Annotated in this window: 16 protein-coding genes; 9 read left to right on the top strand and 7 right to left on the bottom strand. The window is 66.9% G+C overall.

What is annotated here, in order from left to right:
• Positions 1-21 precede the first annotated feature (21 nt).
• The 5 genes from ACZ1H8_RS10060 to argH are packed head-to-tail and all read right to left on the bottom strand — an operon-like array spanning position 22 to position 4,618.
• Positions 22-975, bottom strand: a complete 954-nt coding sequence (locus ACZ1H8_RS10060; protein ID WP_465181157.1) for a CorA family divalent cation transporter — start codon at positions 973-975, stop codon at positions 22-24.
• Positions 972-1,739, bottom strand: coding sequence for a precorrin-2 dehydrogenase/sirohydrochlorin ferrochelatase family protein (locus tag ACZ1H8_RS10055; protein WP_465181156.1), 768 nt, complete (start codon positions 1,737-1,739; stop codon positions 972-974). Before ACZ1H8_RS10055 ends, ACZ1H8_RS10060 begins: the two co-directional genes overlap by 4 nt.
• Positions 1,739-2,995, bottom strand: a complete 1,257-nt coding sequence (lysA, locus tag ACZ1H8_RS10050) for a diaminopimelate decarboxylase (RefSeq protein WP_110153073.1) — start codon at positions 2,993-2,995, stop codon at positions 1,739-1,741. Before lysA ends, ACZ1H8_RS10055 begins: the two co-directional genes overlap by 1 nt.
• Positions 2,996-3,005: 10 nt before the next feature.
• Positions 3,006-3,242: a hypothetical protein gene (locus ACZ1H8_RS10045; RefSeq protein ID WP_465181155.1), complete on the bottom strand. Its 237-nt coding sequence runs from the start codon at positions 3,240-3,242 to the stop codon at positions 3,006-3,008.
• Positions 3,239-4,618: an argininosuccinate lyase gene (gene argH / locus ACZ1H8_RS10040; protein WP_465181154.1), complete on the bottom strand. Its 1,380-nt coding sequence runs from the start codon at positions 4,616-4,618 to the stop codon at positions 3,239-3,241. Before argH ends, ACZ1H8_RS10045 begins: the two co-directional genes overlap by 4 nt.
• 109 nt (positions 4,619-4,727) lie before the next feature.
• Here argH and ACZ1H8_RS10035 point away from each other — a divergent pair, with 109 nt between their 5' ends.
• The 8 genes from ACZ1H8_RS10035 (at position 4,728) to ACZ1H8_RS10000 (ending at position 15,597) form a co-directional block, all read left to right on the top strand.
• Positions 4,728-5,243, top strand: coding sequence for a TlpA family protein disulfide reductase (locus ACZ1H8_RS10035; protein WP_465181153.1), 516 nt, complete (start codon positions 4,728-4,730; stop codon positions 5,241-5,243).
• A gap of 249 nt (positions 5,244-5,492) precedes the next feature.
• The gene (locus tag ACZ1H8_RS10030; RefSeq protein WP_465181152.1) at positions 5,493-7,601 is read left to right on the top strand and encodes a TonB-dependent receptor; all 2,109 of its coding nucleotides are present in this window, start codon (positions 5,493-5,495) and stop codon (positions 7,599-7,601) included.
• 93 nt (positions 7,602-7,694) lie between these two features.
• Positions 7,695-8,942 (top strand): SGNH/GDSL hydrolase family protein, encoded by a 1,248-nt coding sequence (locus tag ACZ1H8_RS10025; RefSeq protein WP_465181151.1) that lies wholly within the window; start codon positions 7,695-7,697, stop codon positions 8,940-8,942.
• An 84-nt stretch (positions 8,943-9,026) separates the two neighbouring features.
• Positions 9,027-10,031, top strand: a complete 1,005-nt coding sequence (locus ACZ1H8_RS10020; RefSeq protein ID WP_465181150.1) for a LacI family DNA-binding transcriptional regulator — start codon at positions 9,027-9,029, stop codon at positions 10,029-10,031.
• Between the two features lie 110 nt (positions 10,032-10,141).
• Positions 10,142-10,465 carry a DUF485 domain-containing protein gene (locus ACZ1H8_RS10015; protein WP_465181149.1) on the top strand — a complete coding sequence of 108 codons (324 nt, stop codon included), beginning with the start codon at positions 10,142-10,144 and terminating at the stop codon, positions 10,463-10,465.
• Complete coding sequence (locus ACZ1H8_RS10010; RefSeq protein ID WP_465181148.1) at positions 10,462-12,162, top strand: cation acetate symporter; 1,701 nt, start codon at positions 10,462-10,464, stop codon at positions 12,160-12,162. The genes ACZ1H8_RS10015 and ACZ1H8_RS10010 overlap by 4 nt, the downstream gene beginning before the upstream one ends.
• 32 nt (positions 12,163-12,194) lie before the next feature.
• The gene (locus ACZ1H8_RS10005) at positions 12,195-13,280 is read left to right on the top strand and encodes an alpha/beta hydrolase (RefSeq protein WP_465181147.1); all 1,086 of its coding nucleotides are present in this window, start codon (positions 12,195-12,197) and stop codon (positions 13,278-13,280) included.
• Between the two features lie 202 nt (positions 13,281-13,482).
• Positions 13,483-15,597 (top strand): TonB-dependent receptor, encoded by a 2,115-nt coding sequence (locus ACZ1H8_RS10000; RefSeq protein WP_465181146.1) that lies wholly within the window; start codon positions 13,483-13,485, stop codon positions 15,595-15,597.
• Positions 15,598-15,675: 78 nt separating this feature from the next.
• Here the strand turns inward: ACZ1H8_RS10000 and ACZ1H8_RS09995 are convergent, their stop codons facing one another.
• Entirely contained in the window at positions 15,676-17,271 is a 1,596-nt protein-coding gene (locus ACZ1H8_RS09995) for a DUF6351 family protein (RefSeq protein WP_465181145.1), read from the bottom strand.
• A 128-nt stretch (positions 17,272-17,399) separates the two neighbouring features.
• Here ACZ1H8_RS09995 and ACZ1H8_RS09990 point away from each other — a divergent pair, with 128 nt between their 5' ends.
• Positions 17,400-18,671 (top strand): MFS transporter, encoded by a 1,272-nt coding sequence (locus ACZ1H8_RS09990; RefSeq protein ID WP_465181144.1) that lies wholly within the window; start codon positions 17,400-17,402, stop codon positions 18,669-18,671.
• 9 nt (positions 18,672-18,680) lie between these two features.
• On the opposite strand, the gene ACZ1H8_RS09985 is transcribed toward ACZ1H8_RS09990, so the two are convergent.
• A complete protein-coding gene (locus ACZ1H8_RS09985; RefSeq protein WP_465181143.1) occupies positions 18,681-19,679 on the bottom strand; it encodes an alpha/beta hydrolase in 999 nt (332 codons plus the stop codon).
• Positions 19,680-19,860 lie beyond the last annotated feature (181 nt).

The following is a 19,860-nucleotide window of genomic DNA, read 5'->3' as shown; positions in this document are numbered from 1 at the left end:
CTTCGGGGCGCCGCAACGCGGCTATTTCGGAAACCAGTGGCGACCGACGAAATAGAGAGTGATCATCGCCGCGATCGCCACGCAGAAGCCGACCACGCCCCAGAATGCCCAGGGCGCATGGGCGAAGGGAATGCCCGCGACGTTCATGCCCAGCAGCCCGGTCACGAAGGTCAGCGGCAGGAAGATCAGCGCCACGACCGCGATGATCAGCGACCTTTGGTCGATCAGCTCGGCGCGCAGGTCGGTCAGCGTTTCATGCGTCAGCGCCGAGCGTTCGCGGATGCTCTCCAGCTCCTCCGCCATCCGCGCCGCGCGGTCGGCAGCGGCGCTCAGATGCAGCCGGTCGTCCTCGCGGAGCCAGTCGCCGGGCAGCGTCGCCAGCCGTTCGAGTGCCAGCCGCTGCGGCGACAGGAACCGGCGATAGCCGATCGCCTTGCTGCGCGTGTCGCTGACCAGCCGGCGCAGCTCCCATGCCGAATGCGAGGCGATCTGCGCCTCGCAATCGTCGAGGCTGTCGCCCAGATCCGCGACCACCGGATCGAGTTCGGCGGTGATTTGCTGCGCGATTTCCGAGATCAGGTCGCCGGGGTCGAGAACCTGGCCCGCCTCGACCTGCTTCTGCACCGGGTCGAGCGCACTCAGCGGCTTGCGCGTGACCGAAAAGACATGGCCCTGATGGGCGTAGATGCGGATCGAGGCGAGCGGATCGGACGCGGTCATCGCCTCGCTCGACAGGCCGCGAAGGTTGATCACCGCGCCGTCGCCCACGGCGTCGCAGCGCGGCCGGGTCTCGGCGGCAGTCAGCGCGTCGATCACGATCGCTGACAGGTTTGCCTCGCCGCCCAGCCAAGCCTTGGCATGATCGTCGGTGACGGTCAGATGAATCCACACCAGCTGCCCAGGCTGGCCCAGCGCTTCCTTGACCCCGATCGGCCGCGCCTCGCCATTCTGCACCACCCAGGCAAAACCGCTCATTCGCCAAACTCCACATCGACCGACAGGCCCGGCCCCGGATCGACGGGCAGCGCGTCGCAGGCGATGCGGACGGCATCGGCGCGGGCGCGGTCGAGGATCGCGGCCGGCACGCCGGCACGATGGAAGATGCGATCGGCGCGGGCAAGCGCCCGTGCGTCGCGGAGGGTCAGATCGTCGGGGTCGCTGCTGCGCAGCCGGATGTGGACCAGCCCCGCCTCACCACCAGCCACGGGCGCGGCGAGCCACAGCTCCACTGCCTGCGCGTCGTGCTCGGCGAGCGGATCGAGCAGTCCGCCCTCGCCCAGCGCCGCGCCGATCGCGCGCCGCCGGTCGCCGGCATCTGGCCAGCGGCTGCGGATCCGCCCGCGCGCCGTCGACAGCGCCCAGGCAAGCTTGCCGAGCTTCACCGGCAGGATCGTCTCGAGCCGCTGGCGCAGCGCGGCGGCCAGCCCGGCCGAAGCACCGCCGGTGCCGATCGCGACGATCACCGGGTCGCGATCGACGATCGCCGGCAGGGTGAAGTCGCACAATTCGGCACGATCCACCGCGTTGACCAGGATGCCGCGGGCGCGCAGCCGCTCGACCGCAGCTTCGGGCTCGTCGAGCGCGACGATAGCGATCGATGCGTCGGAATCTTCCCCGACCACCCGCGCACCGGCGCGCTCGAGCAGGCGGCGCTTGGCGTCGGCCGCCTCGCCTTCGCCCAGCAGGATCACCGGCCGCCCCGCCAGCTTCACGAACAGGGGCAGCGCGGTGAGTGCCATCAGAGCCAGTCCGGAACCTGTTCGGCACCCATGATCGTCTCGGCCGAGATCCGCCCGGCGACCACCGCATATCGGTCGCCCGACACCAGCACCTCCGGCACCAGCGCGCGGCTGTTATAGGTGCTGGCCATGGTCGCACCATAGGCGCCCGCCGAATGGAGCACGATCAGGTCGCCGCCCTTCACCGAATCGATCTCGCGATCCTTGGCGAAGACGTCGCTCGATTCGCAGACCGGGCCGCAGACATTGGCGAAGACCCGCTGGCCGCTGGGCGTCACCGAGGCGATGTCGTGATGCGCATCGTACAGCGCGACGCGGGCGAGGTCGTTCATTGCCGCATCGACCACGACCCAGGGATTGGTCACGCCGGGCTTGACCCACAGCACTTCGGTCAGGAGCATGCCGGCATTGGCCGAGATAACCCGGCCGGGTTCGAACATCAGCTCGACGTCCCAGTCCTTCGTCACGCGCGCGACCATCGCGCCGAACTCCTGCGCGGTCGGCGGCACGTCGCCATCCTGATAGCGGACGCCGAGACCGCCCCCCAGATCGACATGGGTGATCGTGTGGCCGCGCCCGCGCAGCTCTGCGACGAGCTCGCCGACGCGGACGAACGCCTTTTCGAGCGGGTCGAGGCTCTTGAGCTGGCTGCCGATATGAACTGCGACGCCGCGCAGGTTCAGCCCTTCCAGCGGCGCGAGCCGGTCGAAGATGTCGGGTGCCTGGTCGATCGGCAGACCGAACTTGTTCTCGGCCTTGCCGGTCGAGATCTTGGCATGGGTCCCGGCATCGACGTCCGGGTTCACGCGCAGCGTTGCCGGCGCGACCAGCCCCTTGGACCGCGCGATCTCCGCCAGGACGACGCCCTCTTCCTCAAGCTCGAGGTTGAACTGGCCGATGCCCTGGTCGAGCCCGGCGGCCAGCTCGGCGCGGGTCTTGCCGACGCCGGAGAAGACGATGTCCTTCGCCGCCATGCCGGCCGCGAGCGCACGCGCCATCTCACCGCCCGAGACGACATCGGCGCCATAGCCTTCATTGGCGAGCAGCCGCAGCACCGCCAGATTGGGATTGGCCTTGATCGCGAAGGCGAGATGGACCCGGCCTGCCTGGGCCACGCCATCGCGGAAGTCGCGGGCGCGGCGGCGGAACGCCTCGGCCGAATATACATAGACCGGCGTGCCGACTTCGGCGGCGATACGGGTCAGCGGAACCTGTTCGGCGTGGAGTGCGCCGTCGATATAGTCGAAATCGGACATGGAAACTCGATTATTGGGGCGGGAGGTCGAACTCGTCGCTGCGACGCTCCTGCGAACTCTGGATCAGATCGTCGCTGCGCGCGGGGCGCGTCTGCGACGGCGGTTTGAGCAGATCGTCTGCGGTGGGCTGGGCCTGCGCCGCCGCCGGTTTGACCGGCAGCGAGGCGCCTTTGGGCGGAGTCAGCATCTCGCGCGAGCCGCAACCGGCCAGCGCCAGCGCCAGTCCAGCAATCACCAGTCGCTTCATCGCTCTTCCTCCTCGCGCACCGCCCGCGCGGCTGCAATCGCCTCGCGCACCCGCACCGGCGCAGTGCCGCCGAAGCTGGTCCGGCTCGCTACCGATGCGTCGACGCTGAGCACGTCGTACACGCGTTCGTCGATCCTGTCGTCGATCGCCTTCAGCGCGCCAATATCGAGTTGGTCGAGGCGTATGCCCTGGCGCTCTGCCTCGGCAACCGCACGGCCGGTGATGTGATGCGCCTCGCGGAACGGGATCCCGCCCTCGCGCACCAGCCAGTCGGCCAGGTCGGTCGCGGTCGAGAAGCCGGCCTCGGCCGCGGCGCGCATCCGGTCGAGCCGGAAGGTCGCGCTTTGGACCATGCCGGTCATCGCCGCGATGCTGAGCCCCAGCAGGTCGTGCGCCTCGAACACCGGCGGCTTGTCGTCCTGCATGTCCTTCGAATAGGCCAGCGGCAGGCCCTTCATCGTCATCATCAGGCTGACCAGGCTGCCGGTGATCCGGCCTGAATGGCCGCGCACCAGCTCGGCCGCGTCGGGGTTGCGCTTCTGCGGCATGATCGAGCTGCCGGTCGACCATTGGTCGCTCAATGCGACGAAGCCGAAGGGCTGGCTGGCCCAGATCACGAACTCCTCGGCCAGGCGGCTGAGGTGCAGGCTGCACTGCGTCGCGCCGGTCAGATACTCGATCGCGAAGTCGCGGTCGGAGACCGAATCGAGCGAATTGCGCGTCGGACCGTCAAAGCCGAGCGCCGCGGCGGTCGCCTGGCGATCGATCGGAAAGCCGGTGCCGGCAAGCGCGGCCGAGCCGAGCGGGCACAGGTTGAGCCGCGCCCGTGCATCCTTCAGCCGGCTGCGATCGCGGCCGAACATCTCGACATAGGCCATCAGATGGTGGCCGAGCGTGACGGGCTGCGCGACCTGGAGATGGGTGAAACCCGGCATCACGCTGTCAGCATGTTCCTCCGCCCGGGCCAGCAGCGCATCGACCAGCGCGGCGAGCGCCGCGTCGGCCTGGTCGATCGCATCGCGGACCCACAGACGGAAGTCGGTCGCGACCTGATCGTTGCGCGAGCGCGCCGTGTGCAGCCTTCCCGCGCCAGGACCGATATCCTGCGCCAGCCGGCTCTCGGCCAGCATATGGATGTCCTCCAGTGCCAGATCGACCGGCACGCCATCGGCGGCGAACCGGTCGGCGACCCGGTGCAGTCCGGCGGAGATCGCCTGGGCATCCTCAGCAGGGATGATCCCCTGTTTGCCCAGCATCGCGACATGCGCCTGGCTGCCCGCCAGATCCTGCTGCCACATTCGCTTGTCGAAGGGGATCGAGGCGTTTATCTCGCGCATGACCGCGGACGGGCCTTCGGCGAAGCGCCCTCCCCACATGCTATTGGAGCTGTCCTTGCGCCCGCTAATCGCGCTTCTCCTGCTGACCAGTGTCGGAATCGGCGGTTGCGATAGGCAATCGAACGGCGCGCAGCAAGCAAACGAAAACTTGTCCGCCCCCGCACCCGCGGGCAATGGCGCCGCGAATGCGACGGCGGGCGGCGAAAGCGGCGCGCAGAGCGCCCGCACGCTCGACCGCAGCCACAAGGGCGAGGCAGCCCCCGATTATGCCTTTGAGGATCCGAAAGGCGCCAAGACCAGCCTCGCCGCATTTCGCGGAAAGCCGCTGCTGCTCAATCTCTGGGCAACCTGGTGCGCGCCCTGCGTGAAGGAAATGCCGACGCTCGACGCGCTTGCGGTCCAGCTGGGCGACACCAAGCAGGTGCTGGTGCTGAGCCAGGATATCGACGACGGCAGGAAGCGCGTCGGCGACTATTTCGCCAAGTCCGGTTTCAAGAAGCTTCAGCCCTATCTCGATGGCGACGCGGCATTCAGCCTTAACATGGGAGTGAACCTGCCCGCGACCATCCTGTACGATTCGCAGGGCAAGGAAGTCTGGCGGATGACCGGCAGCCTCGACTGGACCGGTGCCGAAGCCCGCGCGCTGATCGCCGAGGCCAAGTAACCACACCCTCCGACCGCTGCGCGCCGCCGGGTCCGGAGCGGGCGCGGCCTCCCCACGCGGCACCAATCGATTGCACGATCGCACTTGCAATTCGTTGAAGCTTGCCATAGCCAATGTGCAATCGATTGCGGTCAACGACAATCGAGGCTTCAGGAGGGGTTGAACATGACGTCGCGTCCGTCGTCCGAATCCACGCTCGCATCTCTCGCCAAACCGTCACATCGCCATCGCCGGACTTTCCGGTCGAGCATGCTGGCGCTGACCTTCGCGCTGCTTTCGGCAAGTCCCGCATTGGCGCAGTCGAGCGACACCGCGCCGCCAGCCGCGCCCGACGCCGCGGACGACAATGAAATCGTCGTCACCGCGCTGAAGACCGGCGAGCAGCAGCTCGACCGCGTGCCGCTGGCGATCCAGGCCTTTTCCGAGGAATCGCTGAAGGGGCGCGGCGTCCGCGACGCGGCGGACCTGATCCAGCTCATCCCCGGCGCGTCGCAGGCGCAGGAGATCGGTGCGGGCTATCGCATCTTTTCCTTCCGCGGATCGGGTGCCGGCGGACCGATCGGCGACGGCATGATCGGCTATTATCTCGACGACACGCCATTCGGCATTCCCAACAACCAGACCGCGCCGCCGCTGCAATATTTCGATATCGAGCGGGTCGAGGTGCTGCGCGGCCCGCAGGGCACGCTCTATGGCCAGGGGTCGATGGGCGGCGCGATCATCTATCGCACAAAGAACCCCGATCTGGAGAAGGTCACCGTCGCGGGCGACTTCGAGCTGTCGACCACGCGCGACGCCGGCAATCTCAACTACCGCGCGGCAGGCGCGGTCTCGGTCCCGATCATTCCCGACATGCTCGCGATCCGGCTGAGCGCCGGCTATGACTATCGTGCCGGTTATAACGACATCTACCAGGGCGCGCCGACCGGCACGCCGTACAAGACCGACGCCAATGACGTCGTCGCCAAGGATTTCCAGGCGGTCGTGTTGTTCAAGCCGACCGACCGCGCGACCCTGAGGCTGCGCGCATGGAAGTTCAGCACCGACCAGGATTATCTGAACGTCATGAATTCGGTCGATCCGCCCTATGCCGCCTATCAGGGCGACGTTCAGGGCTATGACCGGCGCAGCGCCGAATATTATTCGGGCACATTCACCTATGAATTCGACGGCCTCACCCTGACCAACGCCACCGCCTATCAGAAGTCGCTGCCCGGCGGCTTCGGGGTCGCGCTCAACCTCGGCCCGCCGCTGGGGATCGGCACCCTGGTCAATGGCGGCGATGCGAGCAGCTTCGTCAACGAGTTCCGCCTGTCGACCTCCGGGACCGGACCGTTCCACTGGGTGGGCGGCGCCTTCTACCAGAAGGCCAAGGGTCTCTACGACTTCAGCATCAACTTCCCGACCTTGGCGATCACGGGCAACACCATCACCCGCACCGAGAACGCGTCGGTCTTCTCCGAGATCAGCTACGAGCTGCTCGGCGGCAAGCTCGTGCCGCTCGTCGGCCTGCGCTATTTCAAGGACAATCGATCTTCGGATTCGGTGTCGAGCGGCGCGCCCGCGTCGAGCGAGGCCAAGCCCGATGCGCTGACCTGGCGCGCGAACCTGGCCTATTACCCCAGCACCGACTGGATGGTCTTCTTCAACGCCGGCACCGGCTTTCGCAGCGGTATCCTGCAATCAAAGGCTCAGGCCGATGCCGTCATCGCAGATGGCGTGCCCAGCGCATTGTCGCTGACGCCCGACAAGCTGCGCAACCTCGAATTCGGGGTGAAAGGATCGGCCGGCAATTTCCACATCGCGGCCAGCGTCTACGACATCAAATACACGAACCTGCAAAGCGCGTTCAACACGTCGATCGGCCTGGCGGCCTTCGCCAATCTGGGCGACGCGAAGACGCGCGGCCTCGACCTCGAGCTTGGCTGGGACACGCCGGTCAAGGGACTGACGCTGAGTGCGATCGCGAACTTCAACTCGTCCGAGTTCACCGATGTCGTCCCGGCCTTTGCCGGGGCCAATCCGCGCGTCGCCAATGGCCAGCGGCTGCTGAATACGCCCCCGTACAATGTGCGCTTCGATGCGAGCTTCGACCGGAACATCGGCGATATCGGGGTCTTCGCCAATGCCTCGGCGACGGCGGTGGGGCGCACACGCAACGGCGATGCGACGGTCAACGAGCTGAAACCCTATCAGCTCTACCGCGCCAGTGCTGGCATCCGCTTCGACCATTATGAGCTGCGCATCTTCGCGGAGAATCTGTCCGACGAGCGCGGACCGACCGCCGCGAACGGCCCCACCCTGCTCGCCGGGCCGCGGCCGCGCACGATCGGGCTGGGACTGCGCGTCAATTACTGAACACGGACGCGGCGCGCCGACGGGCGCACCGCGGGAAGGAAGACCATGTCCTGCACGAAGATGATCGCCCGGCTGGCCGCGGCATTGCTTGCCATGACGAGCCCCACAGCTTTCGCGCAGGATCACTGGGTCGGCAGCTGGGGCACCGCCCAGCAGCTTGCGCCAATGCCGGCCCCGCCGCCCATGCCGCCGCGGACGGAGGGCAGCAGCCGGCCGGCACCGCCACCGCCCTCCGGCCCGTCGCCGATCATCCCGACGCCCGACACGCTCGAGGATCAGACGGTGCGGATGATCGTCCGCCCGTCGATCGGAGGAAGCCAGCTGCGACTGCAATTCTCGAACGCCTCGGGCGGAGCGCCGGTCACGATCGGACGGGCGCATCTGGCCAAGAGCGCCGGCAAGGACGGAGTCGTGTCAGCAACCGACCGTGCGGTCAGCTTCAGCGGTGAGGCGTCCGTCACGATCCAGCCGGGGGCCGTCGCGATCAGCGACCCCGTCTCGCTCGATGTGGCGCCGCTCGATCTCCTCGCCGTCTCCATTCACCTGCCCGGTAAGACCGCGGTGAACACGATCCACCCGCTGGGCCTGCGCACCACCTATGTCGCCAAGGGCGACCGGACCGCCGACGCTGCGCTGCCCGGCGCGGCAACCAATCGATCCTATTTCTGGCTGACCGGCGTCGAGGTGCTGAGCCCGCCCAGCGCCGGCGCGATCGTCGCATTCGGCGACTCGATCACCGATGGCTATGCGACCACCCCGGACGCCGGGCGCGCCTGGCCGGACCTGCTCGCCGCGGCTCTGAAGCGCAATCCACGCACCGCGGACCTCTCGGTCCTCAACATGGGCATTTCCGGCAACCGGGTCCGCCGCGATGGCGCCGGCCTGTCGGCCCTCGCCCGCTTCGACCGTGACGTGCTGGCGCGCCCCGGCGTGCGCTGGATGATCCTGCTGGAAGGAATCAACGACATCAACATCGCCGAGATTCCCGGCATCCCGGCGAGCGAAGCGGTGACCGCCGAGCAGCTGATCGCCGCTTATCGCCAGCTTATCGACCGGGCCCATCTGCACGGCATCAAGGTGGCGGGTGCGACGATCACCCCGACCGAGGGACTGTGGCTCTACAGCGAGCGCACCGAGGCCATCCGGCAGGCCGTCAACCGCTGGATCCGCACGAGCGGCGCCTTCGACGCGGTCATCGACTTCGACGCAGCGGTGCGCGATCCCGCGCGGCCGTCGCGGATGCGGCCGGACTTCGACCCCGGCGATCATGTTCATCCCAATGATGCGGGCAATGCTGCGATGGCAGAGGCGGTCGACGTGAAGATCTTCGCGCCGAAATAGTCGCGATTTCACTGCAACCCGCACGCGCGGTTGCAATCGAATTGCAGCAAACCTATCCCCGCGACAGTTTGTTGGAGACTGGGTTTGGCCGGAAAGATCCGCACCATTTACGATCTGGCCGAACTTGCCGGCGTGTCGGCGGCGACCGTGTCGCGCGCGCTGGCCGGCAAGAACATGGTCAATTCCAAGACGTCGGAACGCATCCGCAAGCTTGCCGAAAAGCATGACTTCCGGCCCAGCGCGCTGGCGCGGAACCTGCGGACCAAACAGCGCGGCGCGATCGGGGTGGTCGTCCCGCTCGGCCATGATCGCGGACAGCATCTGTCCGATCCCTTCTTCATGACGCTGATCGGGTCGCTTGCCGACGAACTGGCCGAGCGTGGCTTCGAGCTGATGCTGTCGCGCGTCATTCCCAACCAGGACAATTGGCTGTCCAAGCTGATCGACGCCGACCGGGTCGACGGGTTCATCGTGATCGGCCAGTCGGACCAGTCCCCGGTGCTCGACCGGATCGCGAGCGACTATCTGCCGCTCGTCGCCTGGGGTGGTTTCGTCCAGGGCCAGATCCATTGCTCGGTCGGGACCGACAATTTCCTGGGCGGCCGGATCGCGACGCAGCACCTGATCGATCGTGGATGCCGCCGGATCGCATTCCTCGGCAATCCGCAGGCGCTCGAACCCTCGCTGCGCCTCGAAGGCGCGAAGGCTGCGATCCGCGCCCGCGACGATATCGAGCTGGTCGACGCCCCGACCCATTTCGCGTCCGAAGTCAGCGGTTCGGACATCGCCCAGTTTCTCAGCGACAGCGCGGTCCTGCCCGACGGGATTTTCGCCGCGTCGGACCTGATCGCGCTCACCGCGATCCAGGTGCTGGCAACCCGCGGTCTCTCGGTGCCGGGCGACGTGAAGGTGGTCGGCTATGACGATCTCTACATGGCACAGACCAGCGCGCCGCCGCTGTCGACGGTGCGACAGAATATCGCCGGTGGCGCCACGCATCTGGTCGACAGCCTGATGAAGCGGATCGCCGGCGAGACCACCGGATCGGTGATCCTGAACCCGGAACTGATCGTTCGCGGCACCAGCTGAGCCGCCCGCCGACACGCGGCAGTGCCATTGACTTGCAATCGATTGTGAATACGGTGTCAACCAGCCGCGGCGGCTCTGCCAGCCGATCGGCAAGCTAGGGGAAGATGCGCATGGAACAGCGCAACGGTGACGACGAACGGCTCCACCGGATCGCCGGGGATCCGCGCTATCAGGCGCTGGTCCGGCTGCGGGGACGGATTTCCTGGATCCTGAGCGTCGTCGTGATGGCGATCTTCTTCGGCTACATGCTGCTGGTGGCGTTCGCCGGGTCGTTCCTGGGAACGCCGATCGGGCGGATGACGACGACGATCGGGATTCCGATTGGCCTGTTCGTGATCATCTCGGGGATCGTGCTGACCGGCATCTATGTCGCGATCGCCAATCGCCGCTTCGACACCGCGACCGCCGCGCTTCTCCAGGATCATCAGGCATGATCCGCGCATCCAACCGCGCTGCGCTTGCCGTCGCGGCGCTCGCCCTGCCCGCGACTGCCCAAGCGGCAACGGGCGCCCGATCGGCAGTCAACCTGCCTGCGATCATCACCTTCGCGATCTTCATCGCGATCACGCTCGGCATCACCTGGTGGGCGGCGCGGCGGACGCGCACCACCGCCGATTTCTACTCGGCGGGCGGCGGGATCACCGGGCGGCAGAACGGCCTGGCGATCGCCGGCGACTATATGTCCGCGGCCTCGTTCCTCGGCATTTCCGCACTGATCTTCGCCGATGGCTATGACGGGCTGATCTATTCGACCGGCTTCCTCGTCGGCTGGCCGATCATCCTGTTCCTGCTCGCCGAGCGGCTGCGCAACCTCGGCCGCTATACCTTTGCCGACGCCGCCGCATTCCGCTTCGGCCAGGCGCCGGTGCGCCTGTCCTCGACCTTCAGCTCGCTGACCGTGATCCTGTTCTACCTGATCGCGCAGATGGTCGGCGCGGGGCAGCTGATCCAGCTTCTGTTCGGCATCCCCTATGTCTATGCGGTGGGGTCGGTCGGGCTGGCGATGACGGTCTACGTCCTGTTCGGCGGGATGATCGCGACCACCTGGGTCCAGATCATCAAGGCCGTGCTGCTGCTCGGCTGCGCCACCTTCATGACGCTGGCGGTGCTCTATCATGTCGGCTTCTCGTTCGACGCGCTCTTCGCCCAGGCAGTGTCGGTCAAGGCATCGCTGGCGCGCCAGGGCGGTGTGGACGAGACCGCAGCCGCGCAGTCGGCGCTCTCGATCCTCGCACCCGGCGGCTTCATCAAGGATCCCGCCTCTGCCGTCTCGCTCGGCATGGCGCTGATGTTCGGCACCGCCGGCCTGCCGCATATCCTGATGCGCTTCTTCACCGTGCCCGATGCCAAGACTGCGCGGACTTCGGTGCTGTGGGCGACCGGATGGATCGGCTATTTCTACCTGCTGACCTTCGTCATCGGCTTCGGCGCGATCATCCTGGTCGGCGCCAACCCCGCCTTCTTCGATCCCACGACCGGCGCGATGCTGGGCGGCAACAATATGGCAGCGATCCACCTGGCCGAAGCGGTGGGCGGCGACATCTTCATGGGCTTCGTGTCGGCGGTCGCCTTCGCCACCATCCTGGCGGTGGTGTCGGGCCTGACGCTAGCCGGCGCCTCGAGCATCAGCCACGATCTCTACGCATCGGTGCTGCGCAAGGGGAATCCCGATCCGGCGGCCGAGCTTCGCTTGTCGCGCCTGACCGTGCTGGCACTCGCGATCCTCGCGGTCGTGCTGGGCATCGTGTTCCAGAAGCAGAATGTCGCCTTCATGGTCAGCCTGGCCTTCGCCGTGGCTGCGTCGAGCAATTTCCCGGCGCTGCTGCTGTCGATGCTGTGGAAGGATTGCACGACGCGCGGCGTCGCCTTGGGATCGGCGATCGGCGCGCTTGCCGCGATCGTGCTCACCGTGCTGTCGCCGACGATCTGGGTGGCGCAGCTCGGCGCGGCCGAGCCGATCTTCCCGCTGGCATCGCCGACCCTGATCTCGATGCCGCTGGGCTTCCTGGCGATCTGGCTGATCTCGACGCTGGACCGCAGCCCGCGCGCAGCGCTCGATCGCGCCGCCTATGTTGCGCAGCGGGTGCGATCGGAAACCGGCATCGGCGCCTCGAAGGCGTCGGACCACTGACCATAACCTGGAAATGAACGGGAGAGAGTGACATGACGGCAAGACTTAAGGCGCTGTGCGGAGCAGCGTTGCTGACCCTGTCGCTCTCCCCCGTCGCGCAGGCACAGACCGCCCCGCTGCCTGCCGCCGCGCCGCTGAGCGCAGCCGACGAGGCCAGGCTGCGCCCGATCGCCCCGGAGCTGCGCGACGCGGCGCTGAAGGCGATGGGCTTTTCCAAGATGATGGGCACGATCAACGAGGAGATGGTGCTCGCCTCGCGCAAGCGCGGCGGCGGCCCGCCCGCGCCCGAGCGGCTGAGCGACGTGCCGGTTGCCGAACAGATGATCCCCGGACCCAATGGCGGGCCGCAGGTCAAGCTCTACGTCGTCAACGCCAAGGCCGGGACCAGCCGGCCCGGCATCCTTCACACCCATGGCGGCGGCTTCATTCTCGGCACCGCTGCGACCGATATCCGGCGCCTTCAGGAGCTGGCGCGCGAGCTCGACTGCGTGATCGTGTCGGTCGAATACCGGCTGGCGCCCGAGACCGACTATAGCGGCTCGATCGAGGACAATTATGCCGGGCTGCGCTGGATGTACGGCAATGCCGCGCAGCTCGGGCTCGACCGCAACCGGATCGCGGTCAGCGGCGAGAGCGCCGGCGGCGGTCATGCTGCGCTGCTCGCGATCACCGCGCGCGATCGCGGCGAGATTCCCATCCTCTTCCAGGCGCTGGTCTATCCGATGCTGGACGACCGGACCGGCGGCGCGGTGCAGGTGCCGTCGCACATCGCGACCATCGGATGGAGCGCGTCCGAGAACCAATATGGCTGGCGCGCCTTTCTGCGGCAGCAGCCGGGAACGCCGTCGGTTCCCGCCCGCGCGGTGCCCGCCCGCACCGCCAATCTCGCCGGGCTCCCCCCCGCCTTTATCGAGGTCGGCGGGGTCGATCTCTTCGTGGGCGAGGATATCGACTATGCCCGGCGGTTGAACGACGCGGGCGTCGCGACCGAGCTGCTCGTCATCCCCGGCGCGTTCCATGGCTTCGACCAGCTCGCGCCCGACAGCCCACAGGCGAAGCAATTCACCCGCGCAAAGATCGAGGCGCTGCGCCGCGCCTTCAACGCACCGCGCCGCTGATCGAACAGTACCCGGCACGCGCCGCGCGTGCCGGGCAGAGATAGTCTCGCAAGAAGCGGGCGCCCACACCCGCCTGCAAACGATTGCACCACAAATAATCGCCCTGTCTTAGCCGGTTAGCAAGTTTTGGCTGGCCTTTCTTGACGCCCACTCCCACTCACTTTATGCAATCGATTGAAAAGATAATCTCAGGGAGGGGTTTATGAGCAGATTCCAGTGCGGCGTCGCTGCAGCCGCAGTCGCTTTCAGCATGATGTCGGCGACGGCCTGGGCGCAGAGCGATGTGCCCGAGGATCAGACCGAGGTCTCGTCCGCGGCGGATCCAAGCCAGGAAATCGTCGTCACCGCGCAGAAGTCCGGCGCCCAGACGCTCCAGAGCGTCCCGCTCGCGATCCAGGCGTTCGACGGCGAGGACCTCAAGGAACGCAACATCACCTCGATCGGCGATCTGGTGTCCAGCGTTCCGGGTGCCTTCGAAGGGTTCCGCCAGTCGAACGGCTCGCGCTTCTACAATCTGCGCGGCAGCGTCACCCAGAACGGCGATTCGCCGATCGGCTATTATCTCGACGACGCGCCGTTCATCGTGACCAATTTCGGCATCGCGCCGCCGGTCCGCTTCCTCGATATCGACCGCGTCGAGGTGCTGCGCGGGCCACAGGGGACGCTCTATGGCCAGGGCTCGTCGGGCGGCGTCTTCATCTTCCGCACCCGCGATCCGAACCTGAAGGAAATCGACTACGCGTTCGAGGCGGAAGCCTCGCAGACGCGCGGCGCCGAGGGCCTGAACTATGGCATGGCGGGCGCGCTCTCGGTTCCGATCATCAAGGATGTGCTGGCGGTCCGCGTCAGCGGCGGCTTCTCGCGCGATGCCGGCTGGGCCGATGCCTATTTCGGTCCCTATGACGGCACGCCCGACCAGAAGGGCGTCAACTCTGCGAAGAATGACGATATCCGCGTCGTCGCGCTGTTCAAGCCGGCAGACAATGTCAGCATCCGCGCGCAATATTGGAATTTCAATCCGACACAGGATTTCACCGGGTTCACCGCGTCGGTGAAGCCGCCCTATTTCGAGAACACCGCCGGGCAGAAGGGATTCTCGAACGGATCCTTCACCCTGTACAGCCTGACCGCGAACGTCGATTTCGACTCGTTCAGCGTGACCAGCGCCACCAGCAACCTGGAGGGCGTCTTCGGAATCAACATCCCCCTGTCGCCCGCCGGATCCTTCTCGAGCCAGTTCCTGCCCAAGATGTTCGCGCAGGAACTGCGCGTGAACTCCACCGGCACGGGTCCGCTCCACTGGGTGATCGGCGGATCTTATCAGAACGGGTCGGGACCGCAGGTGAACGCGCTCACGCTGCCGGGTCTCGTCATCAACGCCGACAACGACACGCTGACCGAGAATTATGCGGCGTTCGGCGAGATCAGCTACGACCTGTTCGACGGCAAGCTGGTGCCGCTGGTGGGCCTGCGCACCTATCATGACGACCGCGCCTTCGCCGACAGCACGGGCAAGGTCCCGACGACCGAGAACGTCACGACGTGGCGCCTCAACCTCTCCTATCTGCCGACCGACGACCTGACGATGTTCGTCTCGGCCGCGACAGGCTTCCGCCCGGGAATCGTGCAGTCGCGCGTGCAGGTCGAATCGCTCGCGCTGGTCGGCGTGCCGGCGCAGGTGGCGCTGAGCCCCGAATCCTCGACCAACTACGAGATCGGCGTCAAATGGCGCAGCCCCGGCCGCGCGCTGACCGTCGGGCTGAACCTGTACCAGCTCGAATATACCAATCTCCAGACCTCGGTCACCGGCGGAATCGACAGCGTCAACGGCTTTGCCAACTTCGGCGACGCCACGACCAAGGGCGTCGATATCGAGCTCCACTGGAACACGCCGGTCAAGGGGCTGAACCTCGGCTTCGTCGGCAACTTCAACGACAGCAAATATGACAGCATCAACCCGGTCATCGCCGCGGCCCAGCCGCTGCTGAAGCCGGGCTCGCGGCTGACCAACACGCTGGCGAACAATTATCGCTTCGATGCCAACTACAACCGCGACATCGGTTCGGACCTTAACGTCTTCGGCAACGTCTCGCTCAGCCACAGTGGCGACCGCCTGCAGGCCAATGGCATCACCGCCCGCCCCTATGACGTCGTCGCACTGACGGCGGGCATCCGTCGCGGCGATTACGAGATCGCGCTGATCGCCAACAACCTGACCGACGAGCGCGGACCGACCTTTGTCGGCACCAACGGCCCCTTGTCCGGCCAGGGTCCGACCCCACGCACGATCGGCCTGCGGTTCCGCATCACCCCGTAACGGGTCGCCCGCGACCGTAACCGTGAAACAGGCGGAAGTGTACGCACACTTCCGCCTATTTCCGTTCAGCCCGCGGGCTCAGCGCTGCGGCATGCGGCACTGGAAGCTCTCGGCCTTGGCCGGGTCGCCGCCGACATAATGGGCATAGCCGGGATGCGGGCACATCGGCCGCGATGCCTTTGCCGGCGTCTGGCGCGACGCCGTCACGCCCTGCGGCGCGGTCCCCTTCTCGACCCAGTCGACCACCGGGCCGAGCAGGTCGAAACTGTCGAACGCATTGCCCCCGGCGCAGTGCGCCATTCCCGGCACCATGTAGAAGCGGCTGGCCGCGTCCCAGGCCGGCCCGTTCGCCGCACGGGCACGTTCCCAATAGTCCCAGGTCGCGAATGCCGAGAACCACGGATCGCTGACGCCGTGGTAGAACAGGATCTTTCCGCCCCGGCCGAGAAAGCTGCTCAAATTGGTCCAGACATGGGTATCGGTCAGCCGCTGGACGCCGTCGGCGCGGATCGCCTGGACCCGCGCATCCAGATCCATCGACAGTTCGCGCGGTGCCGGGCCGAACACGCCCGGCGCTCCGGTCGGGAGATAGCCGGGCAACGGCGCGCCGTCATAGACGATGCCGGTGTCATAGGGCACCGGCGCATAGACCGGGTAGCCCGCCGCATCCTTTGGCCCGGCAAAGGCGCGGTCCATCGCCGAAACCTGCGCCTTGCTGAGGCAGGTGTCGGTCTTGGCGCCGGTGCATTGCAGCTTCGCCGGCTGGAACCGGCACTGCGCCACATTCTGGATGATCCCGTCGGCCAGGCCGTCCAGCATGTCGCACTGGTCGAGCATGCCCTTCAGGATCAGCGCGCGGTCCGATGCCGGGAAGATGCGCGAGACGATCGCCAGCCCGTCGGCATCGCGCGGCGCGGCCTGGTTGAACTGGATCGCCGACCAGGCGATGGCGAGGTTCGAATCGCCGGTCCGCATCGCGGGCGCACCGACGACGATCCCGTCGAACAGCTCGGGATAGCGCTGCGACGCCAGCATCGATTCGCGCCCGCCGGTCGAGCAACCGGTCATGTAGCTGTGGGCGATCGGCTTGCCGTAGAAGCCGGCGGTGATCTCCTTGCCGATCAGCGTGACGGTGCGGACCGACGCCTCGGCAAAGTCGAGCGCCGCGCGCTGGTCCGCCATGAAGCTGGCGTCGAACACCGCGCCCTTATGCCCGCTGTCATGGCTGATCACCGCAAAGCCGCGCGCGAGTGCGGGGGTGTCGCCGGCCGCCACGGCACCGAGCGGCGGCGCGACGCTGCCGTTCAGGCCGCCACCGCCCTGAAGCAGGAACCGGCCATTCCATGTGTCGGGCAATGCGAGCGCGAAGCCGATGCCATAGGGCTTCCCGCCCGCTCCGGTCCGCGGATTGATCATGCCCTCGACCAGGCAGTGAGCGGGGATGCCCGACGGAATCGGGGCCCCGAACCCGCTCGGAACGGTCCCCGGCGCCGCCGCGCCGACATGTTTCGCAGAGGTGATCCGCACGCCTGATTCGAGTTGTTTGCCGGCCAGCGCGGCACAGCGCTCTGCCGCCTGTATGCGCGGCGCGGGGGCGGGAAGCGCCTTCCCGCCGCCAGGCAGCGCCACCGATGTCAGCAGAAGCGCGCCTGCGCCCCAGATCGAAATTCGCATCCTCCGTCCCCTCCTGTCATTCGATCGGCACGACCGCTGCATCCAATGATACGCAATCGATTGCGTTTTGCCATTCAGCGCGCAATAGTCTTCGTGCCGGTTCGGCCAAGTATATAGCGGAGGGGACGATGGAGAACCAAGCCCGGGCGGACTCGGCCGGCGGAACGACGCTGCTGAAGGCGCTGGTGTTCCTGATGTTCGCGATGTTCGCGATGACGACCGACTCGGTCGGCACGGTCATTCCCGAGGTGATCCGCGAGTTCGAACTGGGCCTGACCGCAGGCGGCTCGTTCCAATATGCCACCATGTCGGGGATCGGCATCTCGGCGATCGCGCTGGGATTCCTGGCGGACCGCATCGGCCGCAAGTCGACGATCCTGATCGGGCTTTGCCTGTTCGGTCTCAGCTCGGCGCTGTTCGCAGCGGGTCATTCCTTTCTGTTCTTCGTCGTCCTCCTGTTCGTCTCCGGCCTGGGCATCGGCATCTTCAAGTCGGGGGCGCTCGCGCTGATCGGCGACCTGTCGCGCTCGACGCGCGAACATGCGCGCACGATGAACCTGATCGAGGGATTTTTCGGCGTAGGCGCAATTATCGGCCCGGCAATCGTGGCCTATATGCTGCACACCGGTGCCAGCTGGAAATGGGTTTACCTGATCGCAGCGATGCTGTGCGGGCTGCTCGTGCTCGGATCCGTGGTCGCCCGTTTTCCGCGCCCGATCATCAGCCGCGCCGAGCCGGTCCATCCCGGCGAGGCGATCCGCATGGCGGGCGATCCCGCTGCGCAGTTTTTCGGCGGTGCGCTGATGCTTTATGTCGGCGCCGAGGCCGCGATCTATGTCTGGGCACCGACCTACCTCGCCGGCTATTCGGGATCCTGGACCTGGCTGGCTGCCTATGTCGTCTCGATCTTCTTCATCCTGCGCGCGGTCGGACGCTTCCTGGGCGTGTGGCTGCTCTCGCGGTTCGATTGGAGCACCGTCCTGCTCACCTGCAGCAGCGCGATGGCGTTGCTGATGTGGGTCGCGGTCGTCGGCGGGCGCGAGGTCGCGATCTTCGCGCTGCCGGCCACCGGCCTGTTCATGTCGGTCCTCTATCCGACGATCAATTCGACCGGAATCAGCTGCTATGACAAGGGCCGCCATGGCTCGATCGCCGGGCTGCTGCTGTTCTTCACCTGCGTCAGCGCTGTGTTGGCGCCGCTGGCGATGGGCGCATTGGGCGACTGGCTGGGGGACAGCGCCTATAGCGTCGTGCTCGGCGCGATCTTCGCGAGTCTTCTGGCGCTACTGTGCGGCTGGAACCTGGCGCGCGCGCCGTTCACCGCGATGCTCGCCGCGCGCGACATCGACGATTATCGCAGCGACGAGGCGGCCGTGCTGGTCCCGGCCACCCAGCCCTGAGCCGAGGCGTCAGCGCGGCTTGCCGAGATGGCGGTCCAGCCAGGCCGCGAACAGCGTCGACCACTGACCGCACGGCTTGTCAGCCGGGCCGAGGCCGAAACCATGACCGCCTTCCTCGAACAGGTGGACCTCCAGCGGGCGACCGGCAGCCTGAAGCGCACGCATCATGATCAGGCTGTTCTCGACCGGGACCGCGCGGTCGTCGATCGAATGGGCAAGAAAGACCGGCGGGGTCCTCGCCGTGACGTGCTCAGCCGGCGAGCGACGCGCAATCAGGTCGGCAGAGGGGTGATCGCCGAGCAGCCGCATTGCCGATTCGGCATGGGTGACCGGCGCGGTCACGCTGATCACCGGATAGACCAGCCCCATTGCAGCGGGCCTGGCATCGAGCGCATCGGTCGCGTCGCGCTGCCGGTAGAGTGCCTCGTCGAAGCCGGTCGCCAGGCTGGCACCCAGATGCCCGCCGGCCGAGAAACCGACCGCAGCGACGGCCTCGGGATCGAAGCCGAACCGCCTGGCATTGGCACGGATCACCCGGACCGCGCGCTGCGCATCCTGAAGCGGCACATTGGCGCGATCGGCCCAGCCTTCGTCGGGCAGGCGATAGGTGAGCACGAACACGGTATAGCCGCGTGCGGTCATGGCGCGGGCGATGTCGACGCCCTCGTTCAGGATCGACACGAAGGTATAGGCGCCGCCCGGGATCGACAGCAGCGCACGGCCGTTCGAACGCGCAGGGCGGAACACGTGAAGTTCCGGACGCTCGATATTGCGGATCCAGATGTCCGGCCAGTTCGCCGGAACGGACCGCGCGGCGAACCCGCCGCTCTGCGGTCCTTCGGGCCATAGCGGGATCCGCTCGGCATCGGTCCAAGCCTTGGGCACCGGCGGCAGCTTCGGGAGGTCCTGCGCCTTCGCGACCACGCTCAGGCCCGCCAGCCCTGCCGCGGCCGCAAGAAGCGAACGGCGCCCCACCTGCCCCGACCCCAGACCCTGTTTCGTCATCATAGCCTCTCCCACACGCCACGCGCCTGAACCCTGTTCGATACGCTTGCAAGATCAGACGCGTTTCGCCTCGCAAGATCAAGGGGCGCTCAGCAATCGATTGCGGAAATGGCGATGTCAGCCGTTCTGGCTCAGATTGCTGCACGATCGCCCGACCGATTTACCGCAAAACCTGCATGCAATC

This window comes from Sphingomonas sp. BL-S-25 (assembly GCF_055521555.1).
The sequence above is the reverse complement of the archived record's forward strand: the minus strand, read 5'-3'. Positions and strand labels throughout refer to the sequence as shown.

What these genes read in the sequence shown, in the direction of transcription:
- argH (WP_465181154.1), bottom strand. Translation starts at nt 4,618, where the DNA reads ATGTGGGGAGGGCGCTTCGCCGAAGGCCCGTCCGCGGTCATGCGCGAG.
- ACZ1H8_RS09985 (WP_465181143.1), bottom strand. Translation starts at nt 19,679, where the DNA reads ATGATGACGAAACAGGGTCTGGGGTCGGGGCAGGTGGGGCGCCGTTCG.
- ACZ1H8_RS10045 (WP_465181155.1), bottom strand. Translation starts at nt 3,242, where the DNA reads ATGAAGCGACTGGTGATTGCTGGACTGGCGCTGGCGCTGGCCGGTTGC.
- ACZ1H8_RS10015 (WP_465181149.1), top strand. Translation starts at nt 10,142, where the DNA reads ATGGAACAGCGCAACGGTGACGACGAACGGCTCCACCGGATCGCCGGG.
- ACZ1H8_RS10005 (WP_465181147.1), top strand. Translation starts at nt 12,195, where the DNA reads ATGACGGCAAGACTTAAGGCGCTGTGCGGAGCAGCGTTGCTGACCCTG.
- ACZ1H8_RS10010 (WP_465181148.1), top strand. Translation starts at nt 10,462, where the DNA reads ATGATCCGCGCATCCAACCGCGCTGCGCTTGCCGTCGCGGCGCTCGCC.
- ACZ1H8_RS09995 (WP_465181145.1), bottom strand. Translation starts at nt 17,271, where the DNA reads ATGCGAATTTCGATCTGGGGCGCAGGCGCGCTTCTGCTGACATCGGTG.
- ACZ1H8_RS10030 (WP_465181152.1), top strand. Translation starts at nt 5,493, where the DNA reads ATGCTGGCGCTGACCTTCGCGCTGCTTTCGGCAAGTCCCGCATTGGCG.
- ACZ1H8_RS10025 (WP_465181151.1), top strand. Translation starts at nt 7,695, where the DNA reads ATGACGAGCCCCACAGCTTTCGCGCAGGATCACTGGGTCGGCAGCTGG.
- lysA (WP_110153073.1), bottom strand. Translation starts at nt 2,995, where the DNA reads ATGTCCGATTTCGACTATATCGACGGCGCACTCCACGCCGAACAGGTT.
- ACZ1H8_RS10000 (WP_465181146.1), top strand. Translation starts at nt 13,483, where the DNA reads ATGAGCAGATTCCAGTGCGGCGTCGCTGCAGCCGCAGTCGCTTTCAGC.
- ACZ1H8_RS10060 (WP_465181157.1), bottom strand. Translation starts at nt 975, where the DNA reads ATGAGCGGTTTTGCCTGGGTGGTGCAGAATGGCGAGGCGCGGCCGATC.
- ACZ1H8_RS09990 (WP_465181144.1), top strand. Translation starts at nt 17,400, where the DNA reads ATGGAGAACCAAGCCCGGGCGGACTCGGCCGGCGGAACGACGCTGCTG.
- ACZ1H8_RS10055 (WP_465181156.1), bottom strand. Translation starts at nt 1,739, where the DNA reads ATGGCACTCACCGCGCTGCCCCTGTTCGTGAAGCTGGCGGGGCGGCCG.